The sequence below is a fragment of the Stenotrophomonas sp. 05N423 genome (assembly GCF_056397145.1).
Window position 1 is genome coordinate 504164 of sequence record NZ_JBFTMV010000001.1, and the last position, 13359, is coordinate 517522.

Here is a 13359-nt window from a genome sequence, read left to right on the forward strand (position 1 = left end):
CTGCGTCAGCTCGCTGCCAGCAGGCCGGCGATGGCCAATGCGAAGAATAGTAGCGTCAGCGCACCGAACAGCAGTGGCCGCGCGCGGAAGGGGGCCGGTGGGCGCTGCTCGATGCGGGCGGTGCTGGTGCGCAGGATCAGCCCGGCAGGGAATCCGCTGCGGGCCATGGTGTCGTCGCAGGCGTCCACGCAGGCGCTGCATTCGATGCAGGAAGCTGTGCTTCCGTTGCGGATGTCCAGGCCGATCGGGCAGGCGAGCAGACAGGCATCGCAATCGGTGCAGTCGCCGAGATGGGCGTCGCTGAAGGTCGGGCGCGGGCCGGCGCTGGCCGGGTGCGCGGCGCGGAATACATAGTCGCGTGCGGTTACCGGGTCCAGCAGGCCGCGTGCGCGCTGCATCACGCTGCCGCCACCTGCGGGGCGCGTGCCGCGTGGTTCGCCGCGCCGCGCGTCGTAGTGGATCGACGGCGTGGAGGCATCGGTGAGCCAGGGCTGCACGCGGCTGTACGGGCACAGGTAGGTGCATACCTGTTCGTGCAGGAACAACACGTTGGCCCAGGTGGCCAGGGCGTAGAAGACGATCCAGAACGCTTCCCAGCGGCCCAGATCCAATGCGGGCAAGCCGGTGACGAGCCCGTCGACCGGCGAGAAATAGCCGACGAAAGTGATGCCGGTCCACAGCGCGATCGCTACCCACAACGCATGCCGCAGCACCGGCTCGAGCCGTTCGCCGGCCAGGCCGTTGAGTGTGGTGATGCGACGCAACGCCCGGTGCAGCCGCGTCAGCACGGTCTGTGGACACGCGTAGGCGCACCACAGCCGGCCGTACAGGCTGGTGGCCAGGCAGAGCGCGGCCAGCGCTGCCAACGCCAGCCACAGCATCGGCAGGATGGCGTCCATGCGCAGGTCCAGGCCGAAAAAGTGGATGTGGCGCGCTTCGACGTCGAACAGCAGGAGCGGCGCGCCGTGCCGGCGCAGCCATGGCAGGCCATAGAACAGGCCCAGCATCGCTGCCGGCACCAGCCATTGCATGAGGTGGCGCCGGTTCATCGGCGCCTGTCGCGCGGGTGCGGCGGGATGTGCGGCCGGGGAGTAACCGGGGCGATGGAGGCTGCTCATTCCAGCGGTGGCTCTTCATCGCCGCCCGGAGAGCGCAGCAGCAGGGCGGTCACGCTGCAGGCGGAGAAGATGCCCAGCCAGGCAAGGAAGAAGCCGGCGGTATAGCCGAGGCCGCGGCTGATGCCATGGCGCGGGAAGCCGATACGCTGCAGGTCCAGCGGATCGAAGAAGGCGAAGAACACCACCGACGCGACCACCGCGACGAAGAAGCTCGGCCACAGCACCGCACCCAGCTGCTGCACAGGGGGGCGTCGTGTACGGGGCGAAGTATCGAGGTCGATCATGGTGGCGTCGGACGCGGAGTCTGGCAGGCGTACAATCGATGCTTGCCGCCTCGCCGGGGCGGCGGTGAAGGCAAGGGCGAACTTGCCGTCAGCCTAGGCAGCCCGGAAGCGGGCAGCCTTGATCTGGATCAAGCCGTGCCCGGAAGCCATTCAGCAGAATGCGGGGGCAGGGCGAGGAGTTTTTGCAGCGATGAACGACGAACGCCTGCCGCAGCCGGCGGCGGACCTGTGCAGCGAGGAGGAAATCGACCGCCTGGTGCGGCGCTTCTACGGGCGCGTGCGCGAGGACGACCTGCTCGGGCCGGTATTCGAGGCCCATGTCCACGACTGGGAAGCGCACATGCGCCACCTGGTCGATTTCTGGTCGGCGCTGCTGCGCGGCACGCGCCGCTTCCAGGGCGCGCCGATGCAGAAGCACATGGTGATCGACGAACTGCGCGAGGAACTGTTCGAGCGCTGGCTCCTGCTGTTCCGGCAGACCACGGCCGAACTGGGCAACGTGCCGATGCAACGGCTGGCCGACGATGCCGCCGAGCGCATCGCGGGCAATTTCTGGCGGCGCTTCCAGATGTCGCGCTGGCCCACGCTGCAGGTGCTGGGGCAGTAGCGGGCGTGGAGGCGGCGGCTTTTGCTGTCGCCTTCTCTTGTTCCTCGTTCCTGCTCCATTGATCTGGCTCAAGGCAGCCGCGCGCGGCATGGGGCAGGCTGTGCGCATGGACACGACCACCGCATTGCCCGACCCGCTGGGCTGGACCTTCGATCCGGACATCCTGCGCCGTCACGACCGGCCGGGGCCGCGCTATACCTCCTATCCCACCGCGCCGCATTTCCACGACGGTTATGGCGCAGGGCAGTTCCGCGCGGCCATCGCGCGCAGCAATGCGTCGGCGCGGCCGCTTTCGCTGTACGTGCATGTGCCGTACTGCACCAGCCCGTGTTTCTACTGCGGCTGCAACCGCGTCATCAGCCGCGACCGCGACAAGGGCGCGCTCTATGTCGACCGCGTGCTGGCCGAAGCAGACCGGGTGGTGCCGTTGTTCGCGTCGGAGCGGGAGGTAACCCAGCTGCATTTTGGCGGAGGTACGCCGAATTTCCTCGAGCCCGAGCAGCTGTCGCGTCTGGTCGAGGGGTTGCGCCAGCGTTTCCGCTTCAGCAATGACGCCGGGCGCGATTTCTCCATCGAACTCGATCCGCGCTTTGTCTCTCCCGCCGACATCGCGGTGCTGGCGCAACTGGGCTTCAACCGCGCCAGCCTCGGCGTGCAGGATTTCGACCCGGCGGTGCAGCAGGCGATCAACCGCGTGCAGGGCGTGGACGAAACCCTGGCGATCATCGAGGCCTGCCGCGGTCATGGCCTGCGCTCGGTCAACGTCGACCTGATCTACGGTCTGCCGAAACAGACCCCGGCAGGCTTCGCGCGCACGCTGGAAACCGTGCTGGCGGTGCGTCCTGACCGGCTGGCGATCTATGGCTATGCGCACATGCCGCACCTGTTCAAGGCGCAGCGGCAGATCGTCGATGCCGACCTGCCCGACGCCGAGCACAAGCTCGCACTGCTCGGCCTGGCGGTGGAACGCCTGTCGGCGGCCGGCTACCAGTACATCGGCATGGATCATTTCGCGCTGCCGGAAGAGGACCTGTCGCGTGCGCAGCGCGCCGGCAGCCTGCACCGCAATTTCATGGGCTACACCACCCATGCCGACACCGACCTGCTGGGGCTGGGCGTGAGCGCGATCAGCCGGATCGACAGCAGCTACAGCCAGAACCCGCGCGACCTGAAGGACTGGGAGGCGCGGATCGATGGCGGCGGCCTGCCGGTATGGCGTGGACTGGAGCTGGACGCCGACGACCTGCTGCGCGCCGAACTTATCCAGCAGCTGATGTGCCATGGCCACGTGGACGGCCATGCCCTGGCCGCGCGCCATGGCATCGATTTCGAGCGGTATTTCGCCGCTGAACTGGTGGCGCTGCGGCATCTGGCCGCCGACGGCCTGGCCCGCTACCGCGATGGTGTCGTCGCCGCGACCCGGCAGGGACGGCCGCTGCTGCGCCTGATCGCCATGTGCTTCGACCGCCATCTGCAGGCCCCGCAGCAGCCGGCGCGCTATTCGCGGGCGATCTGAGCGATGCCGGAGCGCACCTTGGTGCGCTCCGGCGCAGCCCCGGATTCACAAGCGCGCGCCGATCAGGCACGCTACCGCGATGCCCGGATGGCGAAACTGGTAGACGCATCGGACTTAAAATCCGCCGGGGGCAACCCCATGCCGGTTCGATTCCGGCTCCGGGCACCAGCATGCAACCTCGAGGAATGGCATGAGTGCCGATATTTCCGCCGCCAGCGCGCCGCGCATCGCCATCATCGGCCTGGGCTATGTCGGCCTGCCGTTGGCGGTCGAGTTCGGCCGGACGCTGGACACGCTCGGCTACGACATCGACACCGCGCGCGTGGCCGAGCTGCGCGAAGGCCATGACCGCACGCTGGAACTGGATGCCGCCGAACTGGCCGCCGCCACCTGCCTGCGCTATTGCGCCGATGCGGTGGAACTGGCGCAGTGCAATGTATTCATCGTCACCGTGCCGACGCCCATCGACGCCTGGGAGCAGCCCGACCTGGAGCCGCTGCGCGGCGCCAGCCAACTGATCGCCGGCGTGCTCAAGCGCGGCGATCTGGTGATCTACGAATCCACCGTCTACCCCGGCACCACCGAGGAAGTCTGCGTGCCGCTGCTGGAGCAGGGGTCGGGCCTGCGCTTCAACCAGGATTTCTGGTGCGGCTACAGCCCGGAGCGGATCAACCCCGGCGACCGCCAGCGGCGCCTGCCGGACATCCGCAAGATCACCTCGGGTTCGACGCCGGAAGCGGCCGAGGTGGTGGACGCGCTGTACCGGCGCATCATCGCCGCCGGCACCTGGCGCGCGCCGTCGCTGCGCGTGGCCGAAGCGGCCAAGGTGGTGGAGAACATCCAGCGCGACGTGAACATCGCCCTGGTCAACGAGCTGGCGCTGATCTTCGATCGGCTCGGCATCGATACGCTGGATGTGCTCGAAGCGGCCGGCACCAAGTGGAACTTCCTGCCGTTCCGGCCGGGCATGGTCGGCGGCCATTGCATCGGCGTGGACCCGTATTACCTGCTGCACAAATCCGAGAGCGTCGGCTACCACCCGGACCTGATCCACACCGCGCGCCAGGTCAACAACCGCGTGGTCGCGCACGTGGTCGCGCGCGTGGACGCGTTGTTGGCCGGCAAGGGCAAGCCGCTGCGCGGCGCCAGGGTGCTGGTGCTGGGCGTGACCTTCAAGGAGGACTGCCCGGACCTGCGCAACAGCCGTGCGCTGGACCTGGCTCGGCTGTTGGCCGGGCAGGGGGCGGCGGTCGATGCCTTCGATCCCTGGGCCGATCCGGCCGAGGCCGAACGCGAATCGGGTCTGAAACTGGTCGATGCGCCGGCTTCGGCGCACTACGATGCGGTGGTGCTGGCGGTGGCGCACCGCCAGTTCCGCGAACTCGATGCCGCGCGGATACGCGCGCTGGGCGTCGCGGACATGGTGGTCTACGACGTCAAGTCGGCGTGGCCGCGGCAGGTGGTGGACGACCGGTTGTAGAATCCGCCTTTCCCGGTCACGAGGACGGCAATGCATCGTTATCTGGTCTATGTACTGGCGCTGGTCCTGTTGCCGGTGTCGCTGGCGCTGGCGGACCGTTGGCCCGCCTGGTATTGGGGCGTCGGCCTGTTCGGCGCGATGGCCCTGCTCGGCACCTGGGACGTGCTGCAGCGGCGCAGCGTGCTGCGGCGCAATTACCCGGTGCTGGCGCACTTCCGCTACGGCTTCGAATCCATCGGCCCGGAAATCCGCCAGTACTTCGTGCAGAGCGACCTGGACGACGTGCCGTTCTCCCGCCAGCAGCGGCAGCTGGTCTACCAGCGTGCGCGCAACGTGATGGACGTGGTGCCGTTCGGTACGCTGCGCAGCACCTATGCGGTGGACTACGAGTGGATCAACCATTCGATGGCGCCGACCAGCATTCCGCACCATGATTTCCGCGTGGTGATCGGTGCCGGCTGCGCGCGGCCGTATTCGGCCAGCGTGTTCAACATCTCGGCGATGAGCTTCGGTTCGCTGTCGGCCAACGCCATCCGCGCGCTCAACAAGGGCGCGAAGATGGGCGGCTTCTACCATGACACTGGCGAGGGCTCGATCTCGCCCTATCACCGCGAGAACGGCGGCGATCTGGTGTGGGAGATCGGTTCGGGCTACTTCGGCTGCCGCGACGAGCAGGGCCGTTTCAGCGAGGAGCGTTTCGTCGAGAACGCCAACCACGACCAGGTCAAGATGATCGAGATCAAGCTGTCGCAGGGCGCCAAGCCCGGCCACGGCGGCGTCCTGCCGGCGGCCAAGGTCAGCGCGGAGATTTCCGTCACCCGCGGCGTGCCGATGGGCGTGGACTGCGTGTCACCGTCGCGGCACTCGGCGTTCTCCACCCCGGTGGAACTGCTGCAGTTCGTCGCGCGCCTGCGCGAGCTGTCCGGTGGCAAGCCGACCGGCTTCAAGCTGGCCATCGGCCATCCGTGGGAATGGTTCGGCATCGCCAAGGCCATGCACGAGACCGGCCTGTTGCCGGACTTCATCGTGGTCGATGGCGCCGAGGGTGGCACCGGCGCATCGCCGGCCGAGTTCATCGACCACGTCGGCGTGCCGATGAACGAAGCGCTGATCCTGGTGCACAACACGCTGGTCGGCCTGAACCTGCGCGAGCGCATCCGCATCGGTGCAGCCGGCAAGGTGACCAGTGCCTTCGACATCGCGCGCACCCTCGCGCTGGGCGCGGACTGGTGCAACGCCGGGCGCGGCTTCATGTTCGCGCTGGGCTGCATCCAGTCGCTGAGCTGCCACAACGACAAGTGCCCGACCGGCATCGCCACCCAGGACCCGAGCCGCTGGCGCCACCTCGACCCGACCGACAAGGCCGAGCGGGTGTGCAATTTCCACGAGAACACCCTGCGCGCACTGCGCGACCTGCTGGGCGCGGCCGGATTGAACGATCCTTCCGAGCTCGGCCCCGAGCACATCCTGCGCCGGGTGTCGCCGATCGAGATCCGCTCGATGGCGACGCTGTACCGTTACCTGTCGCCGGGCGAGCTGCTGGACCGGGTGCCGGGCCATGCAGTGTTCCGCGAATACTGGGCCGACGCGCGCAGCGACTCGTTCGCACCGCCGCCGCGCATCGAGGCGCTGCGCGGGACCAAGCTGCATTGAAACTCTGAAGTCCTCTCCCTCGGGGGAGAGGAGGGCGACGCACGCGATGCACGGCGCCTCGTGCGTAAAGCGCCATGCGGGAGCATGGTTCCGCGTCCATGGCCGGCGCTGCGGTGATACATCGTTGGGAGCTGCGCCTGCTGCATCGGCGCTTCTCCGGTGATGCCCCATGCGGGACAAGCCCGCAGCTACAGATCGGGGTTCACCGGAGCCAGCCGATCACGCCCTCGGCCGCGCGCAGCGCGCTGGCATAACAGGCGGTAAGCAGATAGCCGCCGGTCGGCGCCTCCCAGTCCAGCATCTCGCCGGCGCAGAAAACGCCGGGCAGGGCCGGCAGCATCAGTCCCGCGTCCAGCGCTTCCAGGCGCACGCCGCCGGCGGTGCTGATGGTCTCGGCCATCGGTCGCGGCCGCAACAGGCGCAGCGGCAGGCGCTTGAGCGTGCGCGCCACCGCGTCGGGATCGTTGCCGGCGTCCTTGCCCAGGACTTCGAACACCAGCGCGGCCTTGGCCGCATCGATGCCGGCGGCACGGCGCAGGTGTTCGCCAAAGCTTCGCCCCTTGCGCGGGCGCAGCAGGTCCGTGCGCAGGCGCGCTTCGTCGCGGCCGGGCACCAGGTCAAGTTCCAGCAGCGCATGACCATCGCGGTTGATGGTTTCGCGCAGGTCGGCGGCAATGGCGTAGAGCAGGCTGCCCTCGATGCCGTATTCGCTGGCGACGCACTCGCCCTGCAGTTGCTGGGGCATGCCATGCAGATCCTGCCAGTGCGCGACGACCGGCTTGAGCGGGCTGCCGGCATGGCGCTGGCGGAAATGCCCGCTCCAATCGATGTCGAAGCCGCAGTTGGCTGGTTGCAGCGGGGCCACGTCCACACCGCGTGCGCGCAGACTCTCCGCCCACGCGCCATCGGAGCCGAGTTCCGGCCAGCTGCCGCCGCCCAGCGCCAGCACGGTGGCGTCAGCGGTCACTGCGGCTTCGCCTTCGCCGGTCTGCATGCGCAGCGTGCCGTCGTCGTTCCAGCCCAGCCAGCGATGCTGGACATGGAAGCGCACCCCCTGTTCCTTCAGGCGCCGCACCCAGCCGCGCAGCAGCGGCGCGGCCTTGCGGTCCAGCGGGAACACGCGGCCGGAACTGCCGACATAGGTCTCCACGCCCAAGCCCTGCGCCCAGCGGCGCAGGGCGTCGGCGTCGAAACCGTCCAGCCAGCCGGCGACCGCCGCCGCGCGCTCGCGGTAGCGATGGTCGAACTGCGGGCGCGGTTCGGAGTGGGTGAGGTTCAGCCCGCCCTTGCCGGCGATCAGGAACTTGCGCCCCGGCGAGCCCTTGGCTTCGTACAGATCGACCGACAGGCCCGCCGCGCGCAGGCGCTCGGCAGCGAACAGCCCGGCCGGGCCGCCGCCGATCACCGCGACGCGCTTGGCCACGGCGCCGGGCTCAGCGCGGCTGGACATCGAGCAGTTCGACGTCGAACACCAGCGACGAGCCGGGTGGAATCGGGCCGGCGCGACGGTCGCCGTAGCCGTAGTCGGCCGGGATCATCAGCGTGCGCTTGCCGCCGACCTTCATGCCGGCCACACCCTCGTCCCAGCCGCGGATGACCTGCTTCTCGCCGAGATTGAAGGTGAACGGCTCGCCGCGGTCGAGCGAGCTGTCGAATTTTTCGCCGTGTTTGTCGACCGTGCGCTCGTCGTAGATCCAGCCGGTGTAATGCACCGTGACCTTGGTGCCGGGGACGGCTTCGGCGCCGGTGCCCGGCACGCTGTCGATGCGCTCGAAGGCGGCGACGCTGCCTCCCGGCGGCGGGCCGGGAGGGGTGCAGCCGGCGGCGAGCAGGGACAGCAGCAACGGGACGAGCAGGCGACGCATGGTGGGCTCCAGGTTGAAGGCGACCCACGGGGTGCGCGGGTTTCACGAGGGTGTGAGGGATCTGCGAAGTGGCATCCCCGCGCGGGGATGCACGGTGCTCTTGCAGGGGGCTTGCACGGGTGCTGCAAGGGTAGCGCATCGCCAGCGGGTATCATGGCGCGATGGCGAAACTGCTGCTCAATCTGCGCAATGTCGACGAGGACGAAAGCCGCGAGGTCGGCGAACTGCTCGACCGCCACGGCATCGCCTGGTACCGCACCGAACCCAGCCCCTGGGGCATTTCCTTCGGTGGCATCTGGCTGCGCGAACGCGATGATCATCCGCGCGCGAGGGAACTGATGGCCGCGTACCAGGCCGAGCGTTCCCGGCGCGTGCGCGCCGAGCGCGAGGCCGCGCTGCGCGAGGGCACTGCCGAGACCTTCGGCTCGCTGTTCCGGCGGCGGCCGCTGTATGTGGTCGCCGTGCTGCTGGGCATGCTGGCCGCGGCGGCGCTGGTGCTGCTGCCGTTCATGCTGCTGCGTGGCTGACGGCTGGCGGCACCGTAAAATACGCCGATGATCGCCAATACCGCCGCCTATCACTTCGTTCCCGTCGCCGATGCCGACGCCCTGGCCGCCACCCTGCTGGAACGGGCGCAGGCGCGCGGACTGCGCGGCACGATCCTGGTGGCGGACGAGGGCATCAACCTGTTCCTGGCCGGCGACCGCGACGGCATCGATGGTTTCTATGCCGAACTGAAGGCCGACGCGCGCTTTGCCGCCATGCGCGTCAAGTACAGCTACAGCCAGATGCAGCCGTTCGCGCGGCTCAAGGCCAAGGTCAAGCCGGAGATCATCAGCTTCCGCCGCGACGACGGGCAGCCGCTGGACTATCCGCGCGCGCCGTCCGTGGCCCCGGCCACGCTGCAGCGCTGGCTGCGGCAGGGCCACGATGATGACGGCAGGCGCGTGGTGATGCTCGATACCCGCAACGAGCAGGAGTTCGGGCACGGCACCTTCACCGGCGCGCTGACCCTGCCCATCGCCCGGTTCACCGACCTGCCGGAAGCCCTGGAGCCGCACCGCGCGGAACTGGCCGACGCCACCGTGGTCAGTTTCTGCACCGGCGGCATCCGCTGCGAGAAAGCCGTGCTGTGGATGCGCAACGATGGCATGGACAACGTGCTGCAGCTGGAGGGCGGCATCCTCGGCTATTTCGAGGAAGTCGGCGGCGAGGGCTACGACGGGCGCTGCTTCGTGTTCGACGAGCGTGTGGCGCTGGACCCGCAGCTGCGGCCGCTGGTGGACGACGCTGCGGCCTGACCGCGCTTCCGTCGCAGGAGCGGCTTCAATCGTGAAGAAGTTGTCGCACGGATACTGCCACCGCAGTACGCACGTCCGGTGACGTCAGTCGGAAAGCCCGTTCGCGGCTGAAGCCGCCCCGCGGGAGTCGCCCGGAAAACAGTGTTCGGCCGATGGGGCCCGTGCAGGCATGGGAAACCGCGTCCCGCACCCCATGTCTTCGTGATCCCCTGCCGGAAGCCGCCGCATGATTCCACTTTCCGTCCTTGATCTGGCCCCCGTCTGCGAAGGCGCCACGCCGGGCCAGGCTTTCGCCAACATGCTCGATCTCGCGCGGCATGCCGAGCGCTGGGGCTACCGCCGCTACTGGCTGGCCGAGCACCACAACATGCCGGGCATCGCCAGCGCGGCGACCTCGGTGCTGATCGGCCATGTCGCTGGCGGCACCTCGACCATCCGCGTCGGCGCCGGCGGCATCATGCTGCCCAACCACTCGCCGCTGCAGGTGGCCGAACAGTTCGGTACGCTGGCCTCGCTGTATCCGGGGCGCATCGATCTGGGCCTGGGCCGTGCGCCGGGCACCGACCATGCCACCGCCCGCGCGCTGCGCCGCTACTTCGACAGCGCCGACCAGTTCCCGCAGGACGTGACCGAACTGCTGCATTTCTTCGAACCGGTGCAGCCGGGGCAGGGCGTGCAGGCGGTGCCGGGCGCGGGCATCGAGGTGCCGGTGTGGCTGCTGGGTTCCAGCCTGTTCAGCGCGCGACTGTCGGCGGCGATGGGCCTGCCGTTTGCCTTCGCCTCGCATTTCGCTCCGGACGCGATGGACGAGGCGGTGGCGCTGTACCGCCGTGATTTCCGTCCCTCCGCGCGCCTGCGCGCGCCGTGGGCGATCCTGGCGCTGAACGTGGTGGCCAGCGGATCGGAGGCGCAGTCGCGGCGCCTGTTCACCACCCAGCAGCAGAGCTTCGTCAATCTGCGCCGCGGCCGGCCGGGCCGGATTCCGCCGCCGATCGACGACATCGAGGCGTTCTGGGAGCCGCACGAGAAGGCGGGCGTGGAGCGCGCGCTGGCCTGCACGGTGCTCGGTGATACCGCCCAGGTCGGCGAAGGGCTGGCGGCCTTCGCCGCGCGCCACCGGCCGGACGAGATGATGCTCACCGCCAACATCTTCGACCATGCTGCGCGGCTGCGCTCGTTCGAACTGGCGATGCAGGCCTGGCAGGCGCGGCACTGAGGTCCGCGTGATGCGCGTAGGAGCGCACTTCAGTGCGCGATGAGGCTTGCGCGCAAATTCTTCTGCAACAGCTCTCACGAGGGATTCAAATGGAAAGCCCCGTCGCGCACCGAGGTGCGCTCCTACAGGTCAGCCGCCGGTCCAGCGCTGGAACAGGTCGACGGTGTGGCTGACCAGCTGTCCGGAGCCGAGTCCGAAGAACAGGCCGGCGGCGACGGCGGCGATCCAGTTGAACAGCATCAGCGCGCCATCGCGCTCGATCAGCGCCAGTGCGAACAACAGCAGCTGGAAGCCGAACAGATAGTTGGTGAAGGGGATCGGCAGCGACAGCAGGACGCCGACCATGACCAGCAGCAGGCCGGTGAACACCCGTGCCGGCAGCGGCCACACCACGGCCGGCAGGCGCGGCTTGAGCATCCGGTCCAGGCGCCGCAGTGGCCGGTCGATGCGACCGAGGAAGCGATGCATGGTGCCGCGCTTCGGCCCGCGCCGGGCGATGAAGCCCGGCACCCACGGCCGCGACAGGCCGCCCATCATCTGCAGGCCGATCAGCAGTACCAGCGGACCGCTGACCGCGCCGCCGATCCCGGGAATGGGAATGAACGAGGGCAGGATGGCGACGAACAGGAACACGCCGAACGCGCTTTCCTGCAGCCCCTGCAGGATCCTGCCGAGCGGCTGGTGTTCCTGGGGATCACCCTGTTCGAACATCGCCAGCAGGGTACGGATGCCCTCGTTGCGGTAGGTGCCCGAAGCCGGACCCGGCTCCGGTACGTCGCCGCGCTCAGCCGGTGGTGTCATCTTCGTTTTCTTCCGGCAGGCGGCGCAGCAACAGCTTGTCGATGCGGGCACCGTCCAGATCGACGATCTCGATGCGCCAGCCCGCCCAGTCGAAGTATTCGCCGGCGTGCGGGATGCGGCCGAAGGAGTGCATGCACATGCCGGCCAGCGTGTAGTAGTCGCCTTCCTCGGCGTCGGGCAGTTCGACGCCGCCCATCAGTTCGCGCAGGTCGTCCACCGGCAGCGAGCCGTCCACCAGCAGCGAGCCATCCTCGCGGGTGACCACCAGTGCGTCCTCGTCGGTGTTCTCCGGCGCCTGCAGGCGGCCGACCACCGCGCCCATCAGGTCGCTGATCGTGACCAGACCCTGGATCTCGCCGTACTCGTCCACCACCAGCGCCATCGACTGGTGCTCCTCGCGGAAGATCTCCAGCAGCTTCATCGCATGGGTGGATTCGGAGACGTAGAGCGTCTCGCGCAGGTTCTCGAACAGCGCGTGCGTGTCGCCCTGAAGGCGGCGGGTGACCAGCGACTTGACCTCGAGGATGCCGGCGATGTCCTGGTCGTTGCCGCGGTAGACCGGATAGCGCGAGAACGCATGCTCGTGCATGGTCTCCAGGTTCTTTTCCGCATCGGCGGTGGTATCCAGCCAGGCGATGCGGTTGCGCGGGGTCATCAGGCTGTCGGCGGTGCGGTCGCCCAGGCGCATGACCCGGTTCATCATGTCGCGTTCGTGGATGTCGATCACGCCGGCCTCGTGGCTTTCGGCCACGAGCATGCGGATCTCCTCTTCGGTCACCGACGCCGAGTCGGTGTTGCCCAGCCCCAGCAGGCGCAGCACCAGCCGGGTGGTCCGTGACAGCAGCCACACGAACGGGAAGGCGAGGGTGGCCAGCCAGCCCATCGGCATCGCCACCAGGCCGGCGATGTCCTCCGAACGGGTCAGCGCCAGTCGCTTGGGTACCAGTTCGCCGAAGATCAGCGTGACGAAGGTGATCAGGGTGACGGCCAGCGCCTTGCCCACCGCGCCGGCGTAGGCGAAGCCGGGCATCAGGCCCTGGATCCACGCGGCGATGGCCTCGCCCAGCGCTTCGCCGCCGAGGAAACCGGTCAGCACGCCGATCACGGTGATGCCGATCTGCACGGCGGACAGGAAGTTCTCGGGTTTCTCGGCCAGCGCCAGGGCACGCTCGGCGCGTTTGCTGGAGGCGGACATCTGCTTGAGCCGGCTCTTGCGCGAGGTCATGACCGACATCTCGGACATGGCGAAGAAACCGTTGAGCAGGATCAGGGCGAAAACGATGAGGATCAGTTCAAACACGGGTCGCTCCCCGGGTCGATGGCAGGGAGGGCGGGTGCTTGCGGTGGCGGCAGGAATCCAGGGGCGTGCCCGGGGGCTGCGGCGGGGGAGAAGGGTCGTCGTCCATAGGGTGCGCCCGTGGGGCGCCGGCGCATCTTAGCAAACCGGCATGCCGGGCCGGCAACCGCCCGTTCATTTTTGCCGGCCCGGATGGGGCGGGAATACCCGAGAAGTCATCC

General features: G+C 68.7%; 13 protein-coding genes and 1 tRNA gene. 8 read left to right on the top strand and 6 right to left on the bottom strand.

The window, feature by feature from the left end; all coding sequences use genetic code 11:
* Positions 1-5: 5 nt before the first annotated feature.
* Complete coding sequence (locus tag AC1DGW_RS02255) at positions 6-1118, bottom strand: 4Fe-4S dicluster domain-containing protein (RefSeq protein ID WP_478019040.1); 1113 nt, start codon at positions 1116-1118, stop codon at positions 6-8.
* On the bottom strand, positions 1115-1402 hold the full coding sequence (locus AC1DGW_RS02260; protein ID WP_478019041.1) for a hypothetical protein: 288 nt from the start codon (positions 1400-1402) through the stop codon (positions 1115-1117). The genes AC1DGW_RS02255 and AC1DGW_RS02260 overlap by 4 nt, the downstream gene beginning before the upstream one ends.
* Positions 1403-1592: 190 nt before the next feature.
* Between AC1DGW_RS02260 and AC1DGW_RS02265 the strand changes: the two genes are divergently transcribed.
* The 5 genes from AC1DGW_RS02265 (at position 1593) to AC1DGW_RS02285 (ending at position 6658) form a co-directional block, all read left to right on the top strand.
* A complete protein-coding gene (locus tag AC1DGW_RS02265; RefSeq protein ID WP_273080063.1) occupies positions 1593-2009 on the top strand; it encodes a group III truncated hemoglobin in 417 nt (138 codons plus the stop codon).
* A 106-nt stretch (positions 2010-2115) separates the two neighbouring features.
* Positions 2116-3525 (top strand): oxygen-independent coproporphyrinogen III oxidase, encoded by a 1410-nt coding sequence (gene hemN / locus AC1DGW_RS02270; protein WP_478019042.1) that lies wholly within the window; start codon positions 2116-2118, stop codon positions 3523-3525.
* Between the two features lie 81 nt (positions 3526-3606).
* Positions 3607-3693 (top strand) — tRNA-Leu (locus tag AC1DGW_RS02275).
* 22 nt (positions 3694-3715) lie between these two features.
* The gene (locus AC1DGW_RS02280) at positions 3716-5005 is read left to right on the top strand and encodes a nucleotide sugar dehydrogenase (protein WP_478019043.1); all 1290 of its coding nucleotides are present in this window, start codon (positions 3716-3718) and stop codon (positions 5003-5005) included.
* 30 nt (positions 5006-5035) lie between these two features.
* Entirely contained in the window at positions 5036-6658 is a 1623-nt protein-coding gene (locus AC1DGW_RS02285) for an FMN-binding glutamate synthase family protein (RefSeq protein ID WP_478019044.1), read from the top strand.
* 202 nt (positions 6659-6860) lie between these two features.
* On the opposite strand, the gene AC1DGW_RS02290 is transcribed toward AC1DGW_RS02285, so the two are convergent.
* Both AC1DGW_RS02290 and AC1DGW_RS02295 read right to left on the bottom strand, forming a co-directional pair.
* Positions 6861-8108 (bottom strand): TIGR03862 family flavoprotein, encoded by a 1248-nt coding sequence (locus AC1DGW_RS02290; RefSeq protein WP_478019045.1) that lies wholly within the window; start codon positions 8106-8108, stop codon positions 6861-6863.
* On the bottom strand, positions 8092-8523 hold the full coding sequence (locus tag AC1DGW_RS02295; RefSeq protein WP_478019046.1) for an FKBP-type peptidyl-prolyl cis-trans isomerase: 432 nt from the start codon (positions 8521-8523) through the stop codon (positions 8092-8094). Before AC1DGW_RS02295 ends, AC1DGW_RS02290 begins: the two co-directional genes overlap by 17 nt.
* A 161-nt stretch (positions 8524-8684) precedes the next feature.
* Here AC1DGW_RS02295 and AC1DGW_RS02300 point away from each other — a divergent pair, with 161 nt between their 5' ends.
* The 3 genes from AC1DGW_RS02300 (at position 8685) to AC1DGW_RS02310 (ending at position 11040) form a co-directional block, all read left to right on the top strand.
* Positions 8685-9050 (top strand): DUF6164 family protein, encoded by a 366-nt coding sequence (locus AC1DGW_RS02300; protein ID WP_478019047.1) that lies wholly within the window; start codon positions 8685-8687, stop codon positions 9048-9050.
* A 27-nt stretch (positions 9051-9077) separates the two neighbouring features.
* Positions 9078-9824: a sulfurtransferase gene (locus tag AC1DGW_RS02305; protein WP_478019048.1), complete on the top strand. Its 747-nt coding sequence runs from the start codon at positions 9078-9080 to the stop codon at positions 9822-9824.
* Between the two features lie 226 nt (positions 9825-10050).
* Positions 10051-11040 carry an LLM class flavin-dependent oxidoreductase gene (locus AC1DGW_RS02310; RefSeq protein WP_478019049.1) on the top strand — a complete coding sequence of 330 codons (990 nt, stop codon included), beginning with the start codon at positions 10051-10053 and terminating at the stop codon, positions 11038-11040.
* A 129-nt stretch (positions 11041-11169) separates the two neighbouring features.
* On the opposite strand, the gene AC1DGW_RS02315 is transcribed toward AC1DGW_RS02310, so the two are convergent.
* The gene (locus AC1DGW_RS02315; protein ID WP_478019050.1) at positions 11170-11841 is read right to left on the bottom strand and encodes an exopolysaccharide biosynthesis protein; all 672 of its coding nucleotides are present in this window, start codon (positions 11839-11841) and stop codon (positions 11170-11172) included.
* Positions 11825-13141 (bottom strand): hemolysin family protein, encoded by a 1317-nt coding sequence (locus AC1DGW_RS02320; protein WP_478019051.1) that lies wholly within the window; start codon positions 13139-13141, stop codon positions 11825-11827. The genes AC1DGW_RS02315 and AC1DGW_RS02320 overlap by 17 nt, the downstream gene beginning before the upstream one ends.
* Positions 13142-13359: the final 218 nt, after the last annotated feature.

What these genes read in the sequence shown, in the direction of transcription:
- AC1DGW_RS02265 (WP_273080063.1), top strand. Translation starts at nt 1,593, where the DNA reads ATGAACGACGAACGCCTGCCGCAGCCGGCGGCGGACCTGTGCAGCGAG.
- AC1DGW_RS02285 (WP_478019044.1), top strand. Translation starts at nt 5,036, where the DNA reads ATGCATCGTTATCTGGTCTATGTACTGGCGCTGGTCCTGTTGCCGGTG.
- AC1DGW_RS02290 (WP_478019045.1), bottom strand. Translation starts at nt 8,108, where the DNA reads ATGTCCAGCCGCGCTGAGCCCGGCGCCGTGGCCAAGCGCGTCGCGGTG.
- AC1DGW_RS02260 (WP_478019041.1), bottom strand. Translation starts at nt 1,402, where the DNA reads ATGATCGACCTCGATACTTCGCCCCGTACACGACGCCCCCCTGTGCAG.
- AC1DGW_RS02280 (WP_478019043.1), top strand. Translation starts at nt 3,716, where the DNA reads ATGAGTGCCGATATTTCCGCCGCCAGCGCGCCGCGCATCGCCATCATC.
- AC1DGW_RS02300 (WP_478019047.1), top strand. Translation starts at nt 8,685, where the DNA reads ATGGCGAAACTGCTGCTCAATCTGCGCAATGTCGACGAGGACGAAAGC.
- AC1DGW_RS02315 (WP_478019050.1), bottom strand. Translation starts at nt 11,841, where the DNA reads ATGACACCACCGGCTGAGCGCGGCGACGTACCGGAGCCGGGTCCGGCT.
- AC1DGW_RS02255 (WP_478019040.1), bottom strand. Translation starts at nt 1,118, where the DNA reads ATGAGCAGCCTCCATCGCCCCGGTTACTCCCCGGCCGCACATCCCGCC.
- AC1DGW_RS02295 (WP_478019046.1), bottom strand. Translation starts at nt 8,523, where the DNA reads ATGCGTCGCCTGCTCGTCCCGTTGCTGCTGTCCCTGCTCGCCGCCGGC.
- hemN (WP_478019042.1), top strand. Translation starts at nt 2,116, where the DNA reads ATGGACACGACCACCGCATTGCCCGACCCGCTGGGCTGGACCTTCGAT.
- AC1DGW_RS02310 (WP_478019049.1), top strand. Translation starts at nt 10,051, where the DNA reads ATGATTCCACTTTCCGTCCTTGATCTGGCCCCCGTCTGCGAAGGCGCC.
- AC1DGW_RS02305 (WP_478019048.1), top strand. Translation starts at nt 9,078, where the DNA reads ATGATCGCCAATACCGCCGCCTATCACTTCGTTCCCGTCGCCGATGCC.